The 18,471-nt window shown below is 73.0% G+C and carries 19 protein-coding genes; 10 read left to right on the plus strand and 9 right to left on the minus strand.

From position 1 onward, the window contains the following. The 5 genes from ACFWN1_RS16060 to ACFWN1_RS16080 all read left to right on the plus strand — a co-directional run. On the plus strand, positions 1-388 hold a 388-nt coding region (locus tag ACFWN1_RS16060), incomplete at its 5' end, for a zinc-binding dehydrogenase (protein ID WP_384362121.1). Beyond that, positions 388-1,017, plus strand: coding sequence for an MBL fold metallo-hydrolase (locus tag ACFWN1_RS16065; protein ID WP_384362124.1), 630 nt, complete (start codon positions 388-390; stop codon positions 1,015-1,017). The genes ACFWN1_RS16060 and ACFWN1_RS16065, both read left to right, overlap by 1 nt. Positions 1,018-1,107: 90 nt before the next feature. Further along, complete coding sequence (locus ACFWN1_RS16070; protein WP_384362127.1) at positions 1,108-1,917, plus strand: SDR family NAD(P)-dependent oxidoreductase; 810 nt, start codon at positions 1,108-1,110, stop codon at positions 1,915-1,917. A 148-nt stretch (positions 1,918-2,065) separates the two neighbouring features. Continuing rightward, positions 2,066-2,761 (plus strand): L,D-transpeptidase family protein, encoded by a 696-nt coding sequence (locus ACFWN1_RS16075; protein ID WP_384362187.1) that lies wholly within the window; start codon positions 2,066-2,068, stop codon positions 2,759-2,761. A 119-nt stretch (positions 2,762-2,880) separates the two neighbouring features. Beyond that, positions 2,881-3,066, plus strand: coding sequence for a hypothetical protein (locus tag ACFWN1_RS16080; protein WP_384362130.1), 186 nt, complete (start codon positions 2,881-2,883; stop codon positions 3,064-3,066). An 81-nt stretch (positions 3,067-3,147) separates the two neighbouring features. On the opposite strand, the gene ACFWN1_RS16085 is transcribed toward ACFWN1_RS16080, so the two are convergent. After that, on the minus strand, positions 3,148-4,524 hold the full coding sequence (locus tag ACFWN1_RS16085) for a S1 family peptidase (protein WP_384362133.1): 1,377 nt from the start codon (positions 4,522-4,524) through the stop codon (positions 3,148-3,150). Positions 4,525-4,658: 134 nt separating this feature from the next. Beyond that, on the minus strand, positions 4,659-5,489 hold the full coding sequence (locus ACFWN1_RS16090) for an SAM-dependent methyltransferase (protein ID WP_384362136.1): 831 nt from the start codon (positions 5,487-5,489) through the stop codon (positions 4,659-4,661). Between the two features lie 141 nt (positions 5,490-5,630). Here ACFWN1_RS16090 and ACFWN1_RS16095 point away from each other — a divergent pair, with 141 nt between their 5' ends. Next, positions 5,631-6,017, plus strand: coding sequence for a PPOX class F420-dependent oxidoreductase (locus ACFWN1_RS16095; RefSeq protein WP_384362139.1), 387 nt, complete (start codon positions 5,631-5,633; stop codon positions 6,015-6,017). Between the two features lie 7 nt (positions 6,018-6,024). Here ACFWN1_RS16095 and ACFWN1_RS16100 read toward each other — a convergent pair whose 3' ends face one another. Both ACFWN1_RS16100 and ACFWN1_RS16105 read right to left on the minus strand, forming a co-directional pair. Then, complete coding sequence (locus ACFWN1_RS16100) at positions 6,025-6,429, minus strand: Zn-ribbon domain-containing OB-fold protein (protein ID WP_384362142.1); 405 nt, start codon at positions 6,427-6,429, stop codon at positions 6,025-6,027. 116 nt (positions 6,430-6,545) lie between these two features. After that, positions 6,546-7,277, minus strand: coding sequence for a TetR family transcriptional regulator (locus tag ACFWN1_RS16105; RefSeq protein WP_384362144.1), 732 nt, complete (start codon positions 7,275-7,277; stop codon positions 6,546-6,548). A gap of 166 nt (positions 7,278-7,443) precedes the next feature. Between ACFWN1_RS16105 and ACFWN1_RS16110 the strand changes: the two genes are divergently transcribed. Continuing rightward, positions 7,444-8,295 (plus strand): hypothetical protein, encoded by an 852-nt coding sequence (locus ACFWN1_RS16110; protein WP_384362147.1) that lies wholly within the window; start codon positions 7,444-7,446, stop codon positions 8,293-8,295. Positions 8,296-8,379: 84 nt separating this feature from the next. Further along, a complete protein-coding gene (locus ACFWN1_RS16115) occupies positions 8,380-8,646 on the plus strand; it encodes a peptidoglycan-binding protein (protein WP_384362150.1) in 267 nt (88 codons plus the stop codon). Positions 8,647-8,649: 3 nt separating this feature from the next. Here ACFWN1_RS16115 and ACFWN1_RS16120 read toward each other — a convergent pair whose 3' ends face one another. The 5 genes from ACFWN1_RS16120 to ACFWN1_RS16140 form a co-directional block, all read right to left on the minus strand. After that, positions 8,650-10,995, minus strand: coding sequence for a SpoIIE family protein phosphatase (locus ACFWN1_RS16120; RefSeq protein ID WP_384362190.1), 2,346 nt, complete (start codon positions 10,993-10,995; stop codon positions 8,650-8,652). 111 nt (positions 10,996-11,106) lie between these two features. After that, a complete protein-coding gene (locus ACFWN1_RS16125; RefSeq protein WP_384362153.1) occupies positions 11,107-11,487 on the minus strand; it encodes a hypothetical protein in 381 nt (126 codons plus the stop codon). 178 nt (positions 11,488-11,665) lie between these two features. Beyond that, positions 11,666-12,607 carry a MurR/RpiR family transcriptional regulator gene (locus ACFWN1_RS16130; RefSeq protein WP_384362156.1) on the minus strand — a complete coding sequence of 314 codons (942 nt, stop codon included), beginning with the start codon at positions 12,605-12,607 and terminating at the stop codon, positions 11,666-11,668. A gap of 54 nt (positions 12,608-12,661) precedes the next feature. Further along, a complete protein-coding gene (locus ACFWN1_RS16135) occupies positions 12,662-14,347 on the minus strand; it encodes an ArnT family glycosyltransferase (protein WP_384362159.1) in 1,686 nt (561 codons plus the stop codon). Between the two features lie 164 nt (positions 14,348-14,511). Then, positions 14,512-15,177, minus strand: a complete 666-nt coding sequence (locus tag ACFWN1_RS16140) for a nucleoside/nucleotide kinase family protein (protein ID WP_384362162.1) — start codon at positions 15,175-15,177, stop codon at positions 14,512-14,514. A gap of 105 nt (positions 15,178-15,282) precedes the next feature. Here ACFWN1_RS16140 and ACFWN1_RS16145 point away from each other — a divergent pair, with 105 nt between their 5' ends. Together ACFWN1_RS16145 and ACFWN1_RS16150 are read left to right on the plus strand one after the other, a co-directional pair. Beyond that, a complete protein-coding gene (locus ACFWN1_RS16145; RefSeq protein ID WP_384362165.1) occupies positions 15,283-16,023 on the plus strand; it encodes an HAD family hydrolase in 741 nt (246 codons plus the stop codon). Beyond that, positions 16,020-18,371 (plus strand): glycoside hydrolase family 65 protein, encoded by a 2,352-nt coding sequence (locus ACFWN1_RS16150; protein WP_384362168.1) that lies wholly within the window; start codon positions 16,020-16,022, stop codon positions 18,369-18,371. The genes ACFWN1_RS16145 and ACFWN1_RS16150 overlap by 4 nt, the downstream gene beginning before the upstream one ends. Positions 18,372-18,471: the final 100 nt, after the last annotated feature.

The raw sequence follows: 18,471 nt of genomic DNA on the forward strand, positions 1-18,471 counted from the left end.
GACCGACCCGGTCGAGGCGATCCGGGAACTCACCGGCGGCTTCGGCGCCGACGTGGTCATCGACGCGGTCGGCCGCCCGGAGACGTATCAACAGGCGTTCTACGCCCGCGACCTGGCCGGCACCGTCGTCCTCGTCGGGGTGCCCACGCCCGAGATGCGGCTCGAACTGCCCCTGCTGGACGTGTTCGGCCGCGGCGGCTCCCTCAAGTCCTCCTGGTACGGCGACTGTCTGCCCTCGCGGGACTTCCCGATGCTGATCGACCTGCACCTCCAGGGCCGCCTCCCGCTGGACACGTTCGTCACCGAGACCATCCAACTGGACCAGGTGGAGCAGGCGTTCGAGCGGATGCACCACGGTGACGTGCTGCGATCGGTGGTGGAGTTCTGATGACCGCCCGTATCGAACGCCTCGTCACCTCCGGTCAGTTCACCCTCGACGGGGGCACCTGGGACGTCGACAACAACGTGTGGATCGTCGGCGACGACCACGAGGCCGTCGTCATCGACCCGGCCCACGACGCCCAGGCCATCCTCGCGGCCGTCGGCGACCGCCGGCTCACCGCGATCGTGTGCACCCACGCGCACAACGACCATGTGAACGCCGCCCCCGCCCTGGCGGACCGCACCGGCGCCACCATCTGGCTCCACCCGGACGACCTGCCGCTGTGGCAGCTCACCCACCCCGACCGCGCGCCCGACGAGCACCTGGTCGACGGCCAGGTCCTGGAGGCCGCCGGAGCCGACCTGACCGTGCTGCACACGCCCGGCCACGCCCCCGGCGCCGTCTGCCTCTACGATTCCGGTCTCGGCGCGGTGTTCACCGGCGACACCCTCTTCCAGGGCGGTCCCGGCGCCACCGGACGGTCGTACTCGCACTTCCCGACGATCATCGACTCGATCCGGGACCGGCTGCTCGGCCTCCCGCCGGAGACCAGGGTGCTCACCGGGCACGGCGACCCGACGACGATCGGCGAGGAGTCGGGCCACCTCCAGGAGTGGATCGAGCGGGGTCACTGACCCGCACCGTCCGACCCGCACCGCCCCGGGCGGCCATCGCGGCCGTAATCTCCCTGTCGCGGTGGCCGCCCGCTGTCCTACCGTCGGCCCATGACCGATCTCACCCACCGCTTCACGGGCCACGGAGCCCTCGTCACGGGCGCGGGCCGGGGTATCGGCGCGGCCGTCGCCCGGCGCCTCGCCCAGGAGGGCGCCCAGGTCCTGGTGACCGACCAGGACGCCCCCGAGGCGGAGCACACCGCCGCCGGCCTGCGCCAACAGGGGCTCGCGGCCACGGCGTCGGTGTGCGACGTGGCCGACCGGGCCTCGGTGGAAGCGGCCGTCGCCCGCGCGGTCGACGCGTTCGGCTCGCTGGACGTGCTGGTGAACTGCGCCGCCCACTGCTCACCGGACGCGCCCACCGGCTTCGAGGACGACCCGGACGAGTCCTGGGCCCGTGATCTCGACATCACCCTCGGTGGCGTCCGCCGCTGCTGCCAGGCCGCGCTGCCCCACCTCGCCGCCTCCGGGCGCGGCGCCATCGTGAGCATCGGCTCGGTCAACGGCCTGCTGGACTTCGGCAACCACGCCTACAGCGCCGCCAAGGCCGGCCTGGGCTCCCTCACCCGCACCCTCGCCGGGCACGCCGCCGCCCGCGGGGTGCGGGTGAACCTGGTCGCACCGGGCACCGTACGCACCTCCGCCTGGGAAGGGCGGGACGCGGACCTGGACGCCGTACGCGACTGCTATCCGCTCGGCCGGGTCGGCGAGCCCGGGGACATCGCGGCGGCCGTCGCCTTCCTCGCCTCCCGGGACGCCGCCTGGATCACCGGCACCACCCTCGTCGTCGACGGCGGCCTGACCTCGGTGCACACCGGCTTCCGACGCGCGCTGGACGGGAGCCCCGGCGGGACGGGGTAGAGTTCACCGTTTCGTCACAGCATGCCGGAAACACAACCATCCGGCCGTCGAGCCGGTCTAGTAGGCCGAAAGCCCCGCAGAAGAGCGGGGCCCGACAACCCCGGGGGACCTCCCCGGGGGCCGAAGGGGAGAAGGGATGGGGCCGACCATGGGCGACATACGCAGGCGAGGGGCCGTCGTACTCGGGGTCGGCGCGCTGGTCGCGCCGCTCACCATCGCCGCCACCGCCACTCCGGCCCAGGCCGCGAGCTGCACCAGCCAGGCGGGGCCGTACCAGAAGCAGGTCGAGCGGTTCCTCGGCCGCAGGGTGGACGGCAAGCAGTCCCCGGGGGACTGCTCGGCCATCCGCGGCTTCCAGAACAAGCACGGCATCACCCCGAACATCGGCTATGCCGGGCCCGTCACCTGGGGTGTGATGGACCTCATGAACCGGCAGAAGGCCGTGGGGAGGGACCCCGACAAGGACGGCAAGTGCCCCACCGACAAGGGCCGCATCGCCTGTGTGAACCTCACCCTCCAGCTCAGCTGGGTCCAGGACGGCAGGAGGCTCGTGTACGGACCGGTCCCGGTGCGTACCGGCCGCGACAGGTACGAGACCCGCACCGGCCTGAAGAAGATCTACTGGCGTGACATCGACCACGTCTCCGACCTCTACGACGTGCCGATGCCCTACAGCCAGTTCTTCGACGGCGGGCAGGCGTTCCACTCCGTGGGTCTCAGCATGTGGAACCCGCCGGGCTCCCACGGCTGTGTGAACATGACCACGAAGGACGCGAAGAAGTACTGGTCACTGCTGAGGAACGGTGACGACGTCTTCGTCTACGGCCGCAAGCCCGGCACCTGAGAAGCGGCTGACCGGGCCGAACTCGCCTTTCCGCGCGGCTTCTTGACGTGATGAGTAACACGGTCCGAAATGCCCGAATCGTTCGTACTTATTCACGGTGGCTTCACGGGGAGCGGCATATGCTTCACACCATGTCCACCACTGCTGAAGCCTCCTGCGGGCGCTCGGCCGCGGAGGTCAACGAGGAGATCCGGGCCCTGTGGCGCCGGTCGGGCGGCATCCTGACCAGCGAGCAGCGCGCGGTGTACCAACGCCTCGTGATGGAGTGGGCCGCCGCGGCCCCCATGCCGCGCCGCTCGGTCTGACCGGACCCCGCAGCCACCGTCGTACGCCGAGAGGGCGCCCGTCACCGGGTGCCCTCCTTCGCCGCGCCCCCGCCCCGCGGGTCAGCTCCAGGTCGTGGAGTAGTACCGCTGGTACGCCTTGCGGTCCTGCTCGGCACGGATGTACCGGGTGGCGACCAGCGCGATGACGCTGCCCGCGATCACCAGCAGTCCGGGGCCGACGTTCCGGGTGTCGGTGAGCCGGGCCAGCAGGGTCTCTCCCTCCACGCCGGTCACCGGCGCCGAGAAGCCGGGCCGGGCCGCGCTCGGCGTCATGGCACCCCGGCCGGTGTCCGTGGGAGGGGTGGGGGCGGCGTTCTGCGCGGCGCCCGGGGGAGGGGTGGCGGTGATGAGCTTGACGTTCAGCGCGCTGAGAGCCTTGGTCACCGGCTGGAAGAAGGTCGTACCGCCGGTGGTGCAGTCGCCGTTGCCGCCCGAGGTGATGCCGAGCGCCACGCCCTCGGAGAACATCGGGCCGCCGCTGTCGCCGGGTTCGGCGCACACATTGGTCTCTATCAGCCCGGTGACCGTGCCCTCGGGGTAGTTCACGGTGGCGTTGAGCGCGGTCACCTGGCCGTCCCGCAGCCCGCTGGTGCTGCCGCTGCGGAACACCCGCTGGCCCACGGCCGCGTCCCCCGCCCCGGTGATCCGCACCCCCTTGCCGCCGCCCACCGCGACCACGTCGGCGCCCTCCCCGGCCTTGCCGGTGTCGTACTGGACGAGGGAGAAGTCACCGCCGGGGAAGCTGCTGTTCACCGTCGCGCCGAGCTGCCGGGTGCCCTGGCCGTCCGCGAACCAGATGGAGCCGGTCGGCCCGCAGTGTCCGGCCGTGAGGATGAAGTCCCCCTGCCCGTTGGTCACGTTGAATCCCGCGGAGCAGCGGCCGCCCGTCGACAGGATCGGCAGGGCGCCGTTGAGCCGGGTGGTGAACGTGCCCGCGGTCCGTTCCATGGTGACGAAGTCGCCTATGTGCGAGGCGACATGGGTCATCCTCTTCCAGTCACCTGAGGACACCGTGCGGTCCCCGCGCACCACGATCCGGTTGGTGCGGTAGTCCACCGCCCACGCGGTGCCCGTCACCCGGGGCGCCGAACGCAGGGCGCCGGTGGCCGACTTCAGCTCGTCCATGCTGTGCCCGACGACCTTGGCCCGCGCGCCCGCCGCGCGTACCTCGGTGGCCGCCCGTTCATCCGTCACCGCGACGACCGGACGGCCCTGGGCGTCCACCCAGTTGCCCGCCGAGCGGGTCGTGCCGAGCTTCGCCGCGAGCGCCGCCCCCTTGTCCCCCGCGGTGCCCGTCGCGCTGAACGTGGTGGCCGGCGGGGCCGGGGTCTCGCTCGCCATGGCCGCCTGCGCGACCATTCCTCCTCCCAGGAGAAGTCCGCCGACCGCCGCCAGCCGTGTCACTCGCCGGACGACCCGCCGTCGTGCGTGCCTCATGCAGACTCCCGAACCCCGAGCGCGCGCCGCCCGTACCGGCGGCACGGGGCCCTCCGGTCATGAGCGCCCCCTACAAGTACGGGAGATGGGCCGGGAGCGTTCACCCGACGGGACGAGTCCGCGGGGCCGCCCGGTCAGTTCTTGCGGGCCACCCCGCCGAACATGGCGACCTCCTCCGGCTCGCCCTCCCCGGCGCCCTCCGGACGCCAGCGGGAGCAGGACACCACGCCCGGCTCCAGCAGTTCGAGACCTTCGAAGAAGCGGGTCACGTCCTCGGGGGTGCGCTGGGTGAGCTTGGGGGTGCCGTGCTCGTTCCAGAACTTCACCGCCTCGTCCACGTCCGGCATCGACGGGCTGGTGACCGTGTGCGAGAGCACCAGGTGGCTGCCCGCCGGCAGCCGGTCCAGCAACTGCCGCACCAGGCTGTACGGGTCCTCCTCGTCGCCGATGAAGATGACCACACCGAGCAGCATCAGGGCCACCGGCTTGCTGAAGTCCAGGGTCTTCGCGGCGTGTTCGAAGATCGCGTCGACGTTGCGCAGATCCTGGTCGAGGTAGTCGGTGACGCCCTCGGGGGAACTGGTGAGCAGGGCGCGGGCGTGGGTGAGGACCAGCGGGTCGTTGTCGACGTAGACGACCCGTGTCTCCGGGGCGACGCTCTGCGCGACCTCGTGCGTGTTGTCGGCGGTGGGCAGGCCGGTGCCGATGTCCAGGAACTGCCGTATGCCGACCTCGCCGACCAGATGGCGCACGGCACGGCCCAGGAAGAGGCGGTCGTGGCGGGCGTACTCCCCGATGCCGGGGTGCAGTTGGCGGATCTGGTCGCCGGCCGCGCGGTCGACCTCGTAGTTGTCCTTGCCGCCGAGCCAGTAGTTCCAGATCCGGGCTGTGTGCGGCTGGCCGGTGTTGATGCGGGCGCGCAGCGACACGGCCACGTCGTTGGTGGCGGCCGGGTTGTCGGTCACGGGGGTCAGCTCCTGGGGGGCCTGTTGCGAGAGGTACTGGTCAAGACGCAATCTAGACGCCGGAGTTGCTTCGCGCCGCAGGTCCGCGGCATTGGGGGTGTCTGCGCGGCCCCGGCGAGGCCCTCTCGTAGACTCGGGGTCATGGACGACGCGCTTGTGTCCCGGCTCGGCTCGGGCAAGTATCTGCTGGTCACCAGCTACCGCAAAGACGGCACCACGGTGGCCACCCCGGTGTGGGTCGTCCCCGACGGCGACGCCCTCGGCGTCTGGACCACCGCCGACAGCTACAAGGTCAAGCGCATCCGCCGCCGCGCCGACGTCCTTGTGGGCCCCTGCGACGTGCGCGGCCGCCCCACCGGCGCGCAGCACCCCGCGCGGGCCGAGATCGCCGACCCCGCCACCACCGCCCGCTACCGCACCCTGATCGCCCGCAAATACGGCCTCATCGGCCGCCTGACACTCCTGGGCAGCCGACTGCGCCGGGGTCCGGAGGGCACGGTGGGCATCCGGGTGACGTTTCCGGCCTAGCGTCCGGTCAGGTCCACGCCCGGCACGCGTCGTCCAGCGGCTGGAAGACCGGCTCGCCGCGTACCGGGTCCTCGGCCGTGGAGAGGCGGACGCGGTCGCCGCTGTGGACACCGGCCGGGGGGCCCATGACACGGCCGCGTACGACGAAGCCCTCGGCGAGTTCGACGAGGGAGACATTGCGGGCGGCGGGGGTGTTGCGGTGGACGATCGTGGAGTGGCGGACCGTGCCGACGCCCTCGCTGCGTTCGGTGCGGAGGTCGCTGCCCTGGCAGACCGGACAGAGCAGCCGGTGGTACATCGCGGTGCCGCACCAGCCGCAGCGCTGGTACTCGATGGAGTTGGCGAAGCGCCCGGTGAGGAGGCCCGCCGAGCCTGCCACCGGCTGGGCCGTTCCCGCTGAGTGGTGGTACACGCTCGTCAACTCCCCGCACCGGGCCGGAATCCGCTCGTGCCCGGTGCCGTGCCACCGTGCACGAGCGACAGCATATGGCACTCAGTGTCACCAGTAAAGGCACTGCGTACCCTGAATTATCGGTCCTCGTCCTGTGCCGCCTCGAACTTCCGCACCACCTGCCAGAGCGGGGTGTCCCGGCGGGCGACCAGCACCACCACGTCGCCGGGTCGCGGGGACTCGGGAGGGAAGGGGGAGCGGGCGGACCGGGCCGGCGCGTCGGCGAACGCGGTCTGTACGCAGCCCAGCGCGTGGTCCACGGCCGCCTCCGCGTCCCCCTTGCCGTCCGAACGCAGCCAGGAGCGCAGGGCGTTGTTGTGCGCGGCGACCACCGCGGCCGCGATCACGTCCGCCCGCAGCGTGCCGTCCGTCCGCCCGGCGAACCGGCCCCGCAGATACGCGGCGAGCGCGCGCTCGTAGCGCCACACCACCGACAGCTCGTACGCCCGCAGCCCCGGCACCCGGCGCGTCAGGCGGTAGCGCTGGACCGAGAACGCCGGGTTCTCCGCGTACATGCGCAGCACCAGCCGCGCCGCGTCGCACACCCGCAACACCGGCTCCCCGTCGCTCTCACCCGCCGCCAGGAACGCGGTCATGTCGGCCAGGCAGCCCTCGTGGTCGGGGAAGACCACATCCTCCTTGGACGGGAAGTAGCGGAAGAACGACCGCCGTCCGACCTCCGCCAGTGCCACGATGTCGTCCACCGTGGTCTGCTCGTAGCCGCGCTCCAGGAAGAGCTGGAAGGCGGCCGCCACCAGGGCGTCGCGCATCGGCGGCTTCGCGGGCGGCGCCGCACTGCTGGTGCTCATGGACGGGAAAGTAGCATTCGGGGGCCGCGTATGGCACTGAGTGCAGGCGGCATGGTACTGGGAGGGTACCGAGTGTCCCGTACGGGCCCGGCGATCTTCGTCCCAGGTCCGCGACGTAACCTTTCTCCACCCTGTCGCCACCCGGCCCCGTACGAGGAGATCCCGTATGCCCTCCGCCCGCCCCCGCCTGCTCTACGTCACCGACCTGGCGTACCCGGCCCGAGGGCGCCGCTACGGCGACGAGGACGTCTTCCTCACCTCCCGGCTGCGCGCCCACTTCGACCTCGCCCTGTGCCACCCGATGGACGCGGCCGCGCTGATGGAGGGCTTCGACGCCGTCGTGGTCCGCAACAGCGGCCCGGTGCTGGGCTACCGGACCGAGTACGAGGCGTTCCGCGCCCGCGCGCTCGAGACGGGCACCCGCGTCTACAACCCGCTGACCGGCAAGGCCGACATGGCGGGCAAGCGGTATCTGCTCGACCTCACCGAGGCCGGACTCCCCGTCATCCCCACCGTCGACCGCGCCGAGGACCTGCACCGGCTGCCCGCCGCCGACCGGTACGTGGTCAAGCCTACCTACGGCGCGGACTCCCTCGGTCTGCGCACGGTCCCCGCCGCCCGCGCCGCCGAGGCCCCCGTCGCGGACGGCTCGGTACTGGTCCAGCCGCACATCGACTTCGTGCACGAGGTGTCCTTCTACTTCGTGGACGACGACTTCCAGTACGCCCTCTACGCCCCCGACCCCCGTGACCGCTGGGCCCTGAAGCCGTACCGGGCGACCGCCGCCGACCTGGAGTTCGCGCGCGGCTTCATCGACTGGAACGCGCTGGGCCACGGCATCCAGCGGGTCGACGCGTGCCGCACCCTTGAGGGCGACCTGCTCCTGGTCGAGCTGGAGGACCTCAACCCCTACCTCTCCCTGGACATCCTGACCGAGGAGGACCAGGACGCGTTCGTGGGCACCCTCACGGCATCCCTCAGCCGCTTCGTGCTGACGGGGGCCCCGGCTCCGGCGTGACGGGGGCACACTGAGCGGCACCGCCCGCTGAACGGCACCGCCCGGCGCTCCGCATCCCCCCGCGAGGGACGGAAGGAGAGCAGCGTGCCGACACCCCCCGATCCCGAACGCCCGCGCCCCGCCCGGGTCGTGGAACAGGGCGACTCCGGCCCCGAGGTGACCGACCTGCGCAGCCGCCTGCTCCGTATCCCCGACGTCTTCCGCGACGGCTCCGCCACCGGCGACTACGCCCCCCGACTCACCGCGGCCGTCGCCCGGTTCCAGCTCTGGTACGGCATCCGGGGCGACGACACCGGTGTCTACGGCGACGACACCCGGCGCGCGCTGGAGTCCCGCACCGGCGTGGACTGAACCTCAGTCCTGCGGCAGCCGGATGTCCACCACGCAGACGTCGTCGCGGTGTTCGTCCACCAGCATCGTGCCGAGCAGGGTGTCCAGGCTGTCCTCGCCGTGCGTGCGGACCATGTCGGCGAGACGGGCGAACCCCGCGTGGACGTCCTCGCCGGGGCGTTCCACCAGACCGTCGGTGTACAGCAGCAGCCGGTCGCCGGGCTCCAGCCGGGCCTCGGCCGCCTCGAAGACCGGGGTCGCGCTCGCGCCGAGCAGCATGCCGACCGGCCGGACGAGGAAGCGGGCAGTGCTCCCGCGCACCAGCAGCGGCGGCGGGTGGCCGGCCTGGGCCCAGGCCAGTACGCGCGTCGTGGGATCGTAGCGGGCGAGGACCATGGTCGCGGTGGAGCGGCCGTCCCGTGAGTGCAGCAGCAGCGTATTCAGCCGGGTGAGCGCGCTGGTGAGCGAGGAGCCCGTGCCCACCATGCCCTTCGCGGTGAACCGGAGTTGAGCCATCGTGGCCACCGCCCCGATGCCGTGCCCCGCCACGTCGCCCACCACGAACAGCCCGGCGTCGTCGGAGAGTTCGACGGCGCTGAACCAGTCGCCGCCGACCTGGATGCCCGACTGGCCGGGGAGATAGGCCACTTCGACCCGCAGTCCGGCCAGCCGCACCGGTCCGGCCGGCAGCGGCAGCAGCGCGTGCTGCAGCCGGTCGGCCAGCGCCCGCTCGGCCTGGAGCACCCCGCGCTGGAGCAGCATCGCCCGCTCGCTCTCCACCAGCGCGAGTTCGGCACTGCGCTGGGCGGTGAGATCCTGCACGAACCCGTGCACCTCGGCGGGTGTCCCGTCCGGCTCGGTCACCGCCTCCGCGACGATCCGCAGATGCCGTACCCCGCCCGGCGCGCCGATGCGGAAGGGCACGTCGAAGGGGCGTCCGTGGACCACGAGTCCGGTGATCGCGGTCCGCAGCGGACCCGCGTCCCCGGGCGTCACCAGCTCGGGCAGCTCCGCGAGCGGCACCGGTCCGCGCGCCGCGTTCAGACCGAGCACGGCGTACGTCTGCGCCGACCAGGAGGTCTCCCCGGTGACCAGGTTCCAGTTGGCCCAGCCCAGATTGCCCAGCCGCTGCACGTCCCACAGCCGCTGCGCCTGGCGGTCCACCGGGTCCAGCCGCAGCCAGGTCACCAGCAGCCCGTCGTCCAGCGGCGCGGCCCGTACCGCGTACGTGGCGGTCAGCGGCACCCCGTCCACCGTGTCCTGGTAGGCGAACGGCGCGCTCTCGAAGGGCACTCCGCTGGTCAGCGCCGTCAGATAGCCGTGCCACAACTGCTCGCCCGCGACCGTGGGATAGCTCTCCAGGATGCGCCGGCCGAGCATCTCGCGTCCGGTGTTGCCGAAGACGTCGACCGCCTCCGGGCTCGCCGCCTCGATGCGGTAGTCCTCGACCGCGCCGGAGGCGGCGCGCAGCGGGCGCAGCAGGATCGCCGCGCCCGGCAGCGCGTCGAGCACCGTCTGCACGGACCGGGTGACCGCGCCCGCCTCGCCGTCCCCCGCCGCGTCGAAGGCGCGCAGCCGTCCCGCGCACAACCGGGCCGCCGCCAGCAGCAGGTGACGTTCCCGTGGCTCGAACCGGCCTTCCTGGGTGCGCAGTACGCCGAGCGCCACGGCGGACCCGTGCCCGGCCGGCACCGGCAGCCAGGCCCGCGACAGCCACCGGTCGGGCGGGTCCCCGAGCAGGTACCGCCGCCGGTCCGCCGTCAGGTCCTCCAGCCAGCACGGCTCTCCGGTGCGCAGGCAGTCCAGCGGGGCCAGCCTGCTCAGCGGCGGCATGCGGTGCCAGCGCCCGGCGAGGGCGGCGTCGATGCCCGCGTACCCGATGAGTTCGAGACCGTCCCCGGGCAGCCGCTGGTACAGCAGTACGGCGTCGGCGGCCGCGTCGGGACCCAGGTGGCGCAGCAGGTACCCGGCCAGCTCCTGCGGCGAGCCGACCCGCACCAGGTCCCGGCCCAGGTCGCCCAGGACGTCCGCGAGGTCGCCGGGCGCGGTGGGCGCCGGCTGCCGGGAGACGGCGGACCCGGGCTCAGGCAGGCCGCCCCGCTCCTCGTCCGGGGCCGGCTTCGGGGGTTCCAGCGCGCCCAGGGTGAGCCAGCACTCCTCGATGAGGGTGCGGCGGCCCGCCTCGGCGCGGGCGAGCAGTTCCTCGTGGGCGGCGTCGACGGACCGGCCGGTCAGGGCCATCAACGCGCCCTTGGCGCGCTCCAGCACCGCCGAGGAGGCGGCGAGGTCGCGCAGCCGCTCCATCTCGGCGCGTTGCCTGGCCACCACTTTCGCCAGCGCCGCGACATCGGCGCCGAAGCCGGGGTCCACGGAGGAGGTGGGCTCGCTCGTCACGCGATGAGCATGGCACACCCGGGCCGTCCGCTCAGGTGTCCGGCACAGCCGTTCCCATCGGGCCGGGCGAGGGCCGGACGAGGCAGGTCAGCGGCCGGTGCCACGGGCGCCAAGCGCCTCGGCGACGGCGCGGACACTGCGGGCGATGTGCTGGAGCTGGAGCAGTTCGGCGGCGTACAGCTTGATGGTGTGTTCGATGACCGACTCGGGCAGTCCGAGCATCGGCAGTTCGGCCCGCGCGGTCTGCAGCGCGGTGCGCGCCACCCGGATCTCCTGCTGGACCTGTAGGCCGGCGTGCCGGGCGAGCAGCACAGGGTGCCGGATCAGCGCCGGATAGCTGGCATAGCGTGCCGGGATCAGCTCGCGCAGCCATTTGGCCGCCGAGCGTTCCCAGTCGTAGCTGCCCGGGTGCTTGACCTGGCAGGGCCAGTCGGGGCTGACACGCGTGGTGGTGATCTGCATGCTCATCGCTTCCGGTGTGCCTCGTCGTCGGGGAGGGTGGTCCGACGGGTGGGGGCGGCCCTGGCCCGGACGGGCCGGGCGGAACCGCCACGGAACCTGTGAGCAGTATTTATATATGCCAACCGCTTTTCAAGACGGATGAAAACATTCATCCGCGCTCGCGGCGGGAAAACGCCGCGCCGGATCACTCCCGCAGGAAGAACTGCTGCTGGTCCGCGACCTGCTCGTACTTCTCCAGGCGGCCCTGGGCGCGGTCCGGGTCGGCGTCGGTCATGGCCTGGAGCAGCGCGGCGGCCAGCAGGCCCGGAGCGGCGTAGGAGTCGAAGACCAGCCGGGAGCCGGTGCCGGTGGCGAAGGTGACGTCGGCCTCCTCCGCGAGCGGCCCCAGCGCCAGATCGGTGACCAGCGCGACCTTCAGCCCCGCCTCCCGCGCCACCCGCAGCGCCGCGAGCGTCTCCTGCGCGTGCCGGGGCATGGCGAACGCCAGCACCCAGCTCCCGCCCGCCTCACGGGACTGCAGCAGCGCGTCGCACGCCACGCTGCCGCCCCGCGTCACCAGCCGCACATCGGGGTGGATACGCCGGGCCGCGTAGCCGAAGTACTCCGCCAGCGACCCCGAGATGCGCAGCCCCAGCACCGTCAGCGGGGTGGACCGGGACAGCTCGCGGCCCACCCGGACCACGCGCTCCGGGTCGGCCAGGTCGCGGCGCAGATGCTCCAGGTTCTGGATCTCCGCGTCCACCGCCGCCTGCAGCTCGTTCGCCCGGTCCTCCTCGCCCTGACCGCCCGCCAGCGCGCCCAGCGCGATCGACTGGAGCCGCTCCCGCAGCGCCGGATACCCGCTGAAGCCCACGGCTGCCGCGAACCGGGTCACCGAGGGCTGGCTTACCCCGGCCCGGTCGGCCAGCTCGGTGATGGACAGGAACGCGGCCTCGGTGAGGTGCTCTATGAGGTACCGCGCCACCCGGCGCTGTCCCGGGGAGAGCCGGGGGCCGTCGAAGAGCGCCCGCAGCTCGGAGGTCGGCGCTGCCCCGGCGCCCGTGGCGGACCCGCCCGAGGTGATCGCTGATGCCTGGGCGCGCGCCTGTTGCGGCGAGGGCGCCGGACCGTCGACTTTGTCTCCCACGACGAATCAACATAGCTCACCGGCCCAGCCCCGCCGGTGTGTTGATCCCTTAGGTCAGCGCTCGTACAGCGTGATCGAGTGCCCCACCTCGCCGACCGGACGGCTCGTGCGGATCAGCTCCGCCAGCCGCCCCCGCGCCTTGGCGACGGCCGAGTCCGACACCACCAGCAGCCCCCGCACCCGCTCCGGCGGCACCGTACGGGGATCAGCCGCGCGGATGCCGTAGTACGACGGGACACCGCTGCCCTTGTACACCAGCCACACCCGCTCGCCCGGATACCGCTCCCGCAGCCGGTCCGCGAGCGCGCCCAGATCCTGGCCCCAGTCCACGTTGGAGTCGTGCAGCAGCCGGTGCGTCCGCGCCGGTCCGCCGAACGCCTCGTTGGCGTACGGGAGGTAGTACGGGAACGTCCGCAGCGAACTCACCGCCACCCACAGCACCAGTACCCCGGCCAGCGGCCCCGCCCACCGGCGCCGCCACAGCGTGACGCACCCCCCGGCCATCGCCAGGAACACCGGCACGAACAGCGCGTACCGGGTGCCGAAGTCCCGCGCACCCGTCATCGCCACCGCCAGCAGCAGGGCCGGCGGCAGCAGCAGATACGGGGCCGCCGGACGCAGCCGGGGCACCGCAAGGACGGTCACCGCGCCGGCCGTACCCAGGGCCAGCAGTCCGAGCGGGGTCTTCACCAGCAGCGCCACCGGCAGGTAGTACCAGAGAGCGCCCGTGTACACCCGGCCGAAGAGGAAGCCCTCCCACGGGTAGTACTCCAGCGCGAACTGCGTCCGCAGCCCGGCCCCGTACGCGGGCGGCAGCGGCAGCAGACCGCTCACCAGCGCCCGCTTCCCCGCCAGCGGCGGGACCTGCTCGGCCGGCGCGAAGCCCAGCCGGGGATCGACCACCAGATACGCGGTCCAGACGACGGCCACCGCCACCACCAGCACCGTGCCCGCGCCCGCGAGCGCCGACAGCACCCGGTGCCGCCGCCCGGTGCCGGCCCGCGCGTGCCACACCGACCAGGCGGCCAGCAGCATCAGCAGCGGGATCGCGGGCAGCGCGCTCATCTTGGTGGCCGCCGCCGCGCCCAGCGCCGCCCCGGCGAGCGGTACGTACAGCCGGGGCCGGTCCCGCGCCCGCCAGGCCAGCCAGACCGAGGTCAGCAGGAAGGCCGTCAGGGGAAGGTCCAGCGTCGCGAGCGAGCCGTGCGCGATCACATCGGGGGAGAAGGCGTACAGCGCGAGCGCCACCAGAGCGGCCGTCCTCCCCGCCAGATCCCGTGCGAAGGCGAACACCACCAGCCCGCCGAGCAGCGTCAGCGCGATCACCGGAAGCCGCGCCCACAGCATCAGCCGCCAGGGGTCGTTCCCCGACTCGTACAGCAGGTGCCGGCCCGCGTCGCCCTGGGTGCCCGGGAAGTCCGGGTCGTAGCGCGGGTCCGCGACCGCGACCCCGGCCGCGATCAGCAGTTTGCCGAGGGGCGGGTGCTCGGGGTTGTAGCGCAGCCGGTGCTCGTGGAGGTAGTCGGTGGCCGTGACCACGTACACCGGCTCGTCGATGGTGGGCGTCTGGCGGACGGCCGTGGTGACCATCGCCGCCGCCAGCTGGCCCAGGAGCAGTACCACGAGCAGCACCACGAGCTGCCGCGCCGGCCACCGGCGGGCCCGGGTGCGGGGGAGCGGTGGTGCGGGGGGTGCCGGTGCGTGGATCGTCCCGGTCCCGTGCGCTTCGCTCGCCATCATCCGCCCCACGGTGGCACGGGCCGCGCCGGTCCTGGCGGCGGTCGGCCCCGGGCAGGGCCGTGTCCGCGCACCGTTCCCGGGACCGGCGGTGCCACCACCCCGCCGGTCCTCTCGGCGGACTCTCCGCCGTTCACCCACGGATACGGCCCCGGGCCCGCGCCGGTTCAGCCCCGGCCCGGCAGGGGCAGCACGGAGGCCGGTAGCACCAGGTCCGCGCGGTCCCGGGTGGTGGCGATCAGGTCGGCGTTGCGCTGGTCGGTGCCCAGCACCCAGGCCACCGCAGCCGTGTGCTCCTTGCCGAACTCCACATGCCGGGCCACCAGCCGCCGCACCCGCTCCGGCTCGTCGACCTCGCAGTACCAGACCTCGTCCAGCAGCGGCCGTACCCCGGCCCATGAACCCTCTTGCAGCAGAAGGTAGTTGCCCTCGGTCACCACCAGCCGGGCCGACGGCGGCACCGGGATCGAGCCCGCCACCGGCTGCTCCAGGTCCCGCTCGAAGGCGGGCGCGTACACCACCTCGTCCGCGTCGGCGGGCGTCTCGCGCAGCCGCCGCAGCAGCGCCGCGTACCCGGCCGCGTCGAAGGTGTCCGGGGCGCCCTTGCGGTCCCGGCGGCCCAGCCGGTCCAACTCGGCGTCGGCCAGATGGAAGCCGTCCATCGGCACGTGCGCCACCCAGGGCGGGCCGTCCGCGTTCAGGGCGCGTACCAGGTGGCCGGCGAGGGTCGTCTTGCCCGCGCCCGGACCGCCCGCGACGCCGAGGACCGCGCGCCGGCCGTCCCGGACCAGGCCGCGGGCGCGGAGGAGAAGATCGTCGAAGGTCGGCGGCATGCGGCAGAGTGTGCCACCGGGCGTGCGCGGCGCGGTCGCCCGAGCGCCTCTTTTCCTCCCCGGCGGGCGTGATCGCCGCGCCCGATACGGGGAAGGGAGGACGGTATGACTCAGCTCGGACTGCCCGACACCATCCAGGCGTGCCTGTTCGACCTCGACGGCGTGGTCACCAAGACGGCCGTCGTGCACGCCGCCGCCTGGAAGGAGACCTTCGACGCCTTCCTCCGCGACCACGAGGGCCCGGACGCGCGGCCGTTCGACGAGGTCGCCGACTACGACGAGTACGTGGACGGCCGCCCCCGCGCCGACGGCGTCCGCTCCTTCCTCGCGTCCCGAGGCATCGAACTCCCCGAGGGCGCTCCCGACGACCCGCCCGACGCCGGCACCGTGCAGGGTCTGGGCAACCGCAAGAACGCACTCCTCCTGGAGAAGATCCGCACCGACGGCGTCGAGGCGTACGAGGGCACGCTGCGCTACCTCGCCGCCGTACGCGCGGGGGGCCTGGCCACGGCCATCGTGTCCTCCAGCGCCAACTGCCAGGACGTGCTCCGCTCGATCGGCGCCGAGGACCTCTTCGACGTACGGATCGACGGTGTGGTGGCCGCCGAACGCCACCTGCCGGGCAAGCCCCAGCCCGACACCTTCCTGGCCGCCGCGAAGGATCTGGGCGTGCCCCCGGAACGGGCCGCCGTCTATGAGGACGCGCTCGCCGGGATGGACGCGGGCCGCGCCGGAGGCTTCGGTTACGTGGTCGGGCTCGACCGCACGGGGCAGGCCGACGCGCTGTACGCGCACGGCGCGCATATCGTCGTGAATGACCTCGCCGAGCTGGGAGGGAATCAGTGATCACTGAGCGGTCGTACACGGTCGAGCCCTGGCTGGTGCGTGAGACGGACCTCGATCTCGACGTGCTCGCCCAGAGCGAGTCGGTCTTCGCGCTGTCCAACGGGCATGTCGGCTGGCGCGGCAACCTCGACGAGGGCGAGCCGCACGGCCTGCCCGGCAGCTATCTCAACGGCGTGCACGAGGTGCACCCGCTGCCCTACGCGGAGGCCGGGTACGGCTATCCGGAGTCCGGGCAGAGCGTCATCGACGTCACCAACGGCAAGATCCTCCGCCTGCTGGTGGACGACGAACCCTTCGACCTGCGCTACGGCCGCCTGATCTCCCACGAACGCGTCCTCGACATGCGGCGCGGGGTGCTGGAACGCACCTGCGAGTGGACCTCGCCGGCCGGCTCCACGGTCCGGGTGCGCTCCACCCGGCTGGTCTCGCTCACCCAGCGCGCGGTGGCCGCCATCGCCTACGAGGTGGAGGCCGTGGGCCGCCCCAGCCGGGTAGTGATCCAGTCCGAGCTGGTCGCCAACGAGAGCCTGCCGGAATCCAACGGCGACCCACGCGCCGCGATGACCCCGCGCTCCCCGCTGGAGCAGGAGGACGGCTTCGCCTCCGGGGAGCGGCTGCGGCTGGTGCACCGCACCAAGCGCAGCGGCCTCAGGGTCGCGGTCGCCGCCGACCACGTCGTCACCGGGCCCGGCCGCACCACCAGCCGCAGCGAGAGCGGCACGGACGTCGCCCGGCTCACCGTCACCTCCGTGCTGGAGCCGGGGCACACCCTGCGGGTGGAGAAGCTGGTCGCGCACGGCTGGTCCGGCACCCGCTCGCTGCCCGCCATGGCCGACCAGGTGGACGCGGCCCTCGCCGCCGCCTCCCACGACGGCTGGGAAGGGCTGCTGGCCGACCAGCGCGAGGCCCTCGCCGACTTCTGGGCGCGCGCCGACGTCGAGGTGCACGGCGACGAGGAGATCCAGCAGGCCGTACGCTTCGCCCTGTTCCACGTCTTCCAGGCCGGCGCCCGCGCCGAGCAGCGCGCCATCCCCGCCAAGGGCCTCACCGGCTCCGGCTACGACGGGCACGCCTTCTGGGACACCGAGATGTTCGTGCTGCCGCTGCTCACCCACACCGCCCCGCGCGCCGTCGCCGAGGCGCTGCGCTGGCGCCACAACACCCTGGACGCCGCCCGGGAGCGCGCGGCCCAGCTGGGACTGGGCGGCGCAGCCTTCCCCTGGCGCACCATCGAGGGCTCGGAGGGTTCGGCGTACTGGCCCGCGGGCACCGCCGCCTTCCATGTGAACGCCGGCATCGCCGACGCGGTCGTCCGCTACGTCGAGGCCACCGGCGACCTCCGCTTCGAACGCGAGGTGGGCCTGGAACTGCTGGTGGAGACCGCCCGGCTGTGGCGCTCACTGGGCCACCACGACCACCGGGGCGCCTTCCACATCGACGGCGTGACCGGGCCCGACGAGTACAGCGCGGTCGCCGACGACAACACCTACACCAACCTGATGGCCCGGCAGAACCTGATCGCCGCCGCCGACGCCGTGGAACGCTACCCCGACGAGGCGGCGCACCTCGGCGCGGACGAGGAGGAGAGCGCGGCCTGGCGGGACGCTGCCGAGGCGATGAACATCCCCTACAACGACGAACTCGGCGTCCACGAGCAGAACGCCGGCTTCACCCGCTACCAGCGCTGGGACTTCGCCGGGACCGAGCCGGAGCACTACCCCCTGCTGCTGAACTACCCGTACTTCGACCTCTACCGCAAACAGGTCGTCAAACAGGCCGACCTGGTCCTGGCGATGTACACCTGCGCGTCCTACTTCGACGACGAACAGGTCGCCCGGAACTTCGCCTACTACGAGCCGCTCACCGTCCGCGACTCCTCCCTGTCGGCCTGCTGCCAGGCCGTCATCGCCGCCCAGGCGGGCCATCTGCGGCTCGCCTACGCCTACACCACCGAGGCGGCGCTGATGGACCTGCACGACCTGGAGCACAACACCCGCGACGGACTGCACATCGCCTCGCTGGCCGGGACCTGGATGGCGCTGGTCGCCGGGTTCGGCGGCATGCGGCGGGTGCTGGAGGGCCCGGCCGGGATGAGCTTCGCGCCCCGGCTGCCTGAGCGGTTGCGCCGGCTCGCCTTCCATCTCCAGTTCCGGGGGCGCAGGCTGCGCGTGGAGATCGCCGGGGACAAGACGACGTACACACTGCTCGAAGGGCCGCCGCTGATCATCGAGCACCACGGGGAGACCGTGATGCTGGAGGCCGACGAGCCCGCCGTGCGGACCGTGCCGCCGCTCACCCCGCGCCCCACCCCGGAGCAGCCGCCGCACCGGGTGCCGAAGGGGCTCTGAGGCCGCCGGCCACCCCGTCGTCCGCTCGCCGCGCGCCCGGCCACCGCCGGATGGCCGTACGAGGGCGGCGGGGGAGGTGGTTCCGCGTTAGTTTGACCTT

The organism is Streptomyces sp. NPDC058459 (genome assembly GCF_042721685.1).
GTDB lineage: Bacteria > Actinomycetota > Actinomycetes > Streptomycetales > Streptomycetaceae > Streptomyces.

Coding starts and splice junctions, on each gene's coding strand:
- ACFWN1_RS16065 (WP_384362124.1), top strand. CDS start 388: ATGACCGCCCGTATCGAACGCCTCGTCACCTCCGGTCAGTTCACCCTC.
- ACFWN1_RS16070 (WP_384362127.1), top strand. CDS start 1,108: ATGACCGATCTCACCCACCGCTTCACGGGCCACGGAGCCCTCGTCACG.
- ACFWN1_RS16075 (WP_384362187.1), top strand. CDS start 2,066: ATGGGCGACATACGCAGGCGAGGGGCCGTCGTACTCGGGGTCGGCGCG.
- ACFWN1_RS16080 (WP_384362130.1), top strand. CDS start 2,881: ATGCTTCACACCATGTCCACCACTGCTGAAGCCTCCTGCGGGCGCTCG.
- ACFWN1_RS16085 (WP_384362133.1), bottom strand. CDS start 4,524: ATGAGGCACGCACGACGGCGGGTCGTCCGGCGAGTGACACGGCTGGCG.
- ACFWN1_RS16095 (WP_384362139.1), top strand. CDS start 5,631: ATGGACGACGCGCTTGTGTCCCGGCTCGGCTCGGGCAAGTATCTGCTG.
- ACFWN1_RS16105 (WP_384362144.1), bottom strand. CDS start 7,277: ATGAGCACCAGCAGTGCGGCGCCGCCCGCGAAGCCGCCGATGCGCGAC.
- ACFWN1_RS16110 (WP_384362147.1), top strand. CDS start 7,444: ATGCCCTCCGCCCGCCCCCGCCTGCTCTACGTCACCGACCTGGCGTAC.
- ACFWN1_RS16125 (WP_384362153.1), bottom strand. CDS start 11,487: ATGAGCATGCAGATCACCACCACGCGTGTCAGCCCCGACTGGCCCTGC.
- ACFWN1_RS16135 (WP_384362159.1), bottom strand. CDS start 14,347: ATGATGGCGAGCGAAGCGCACGGGACCGGGACGATCCACGCACCGGCA.
- ACFWN1_RS16140 (WP_384362162.1), bottom strand. CDS start 15,177: ATGCCGCCGACCTTCGACGATCTTCTCCTCCGCGCCCGCGGCCTGGTC.
- ACFWN1_RS16145 (WP_384362165.1), top strand. CDS start 15,283: ATGACTCAGCTCGGACTGCCCGACACCATCCAGGCGTGCCTGTTCGAC.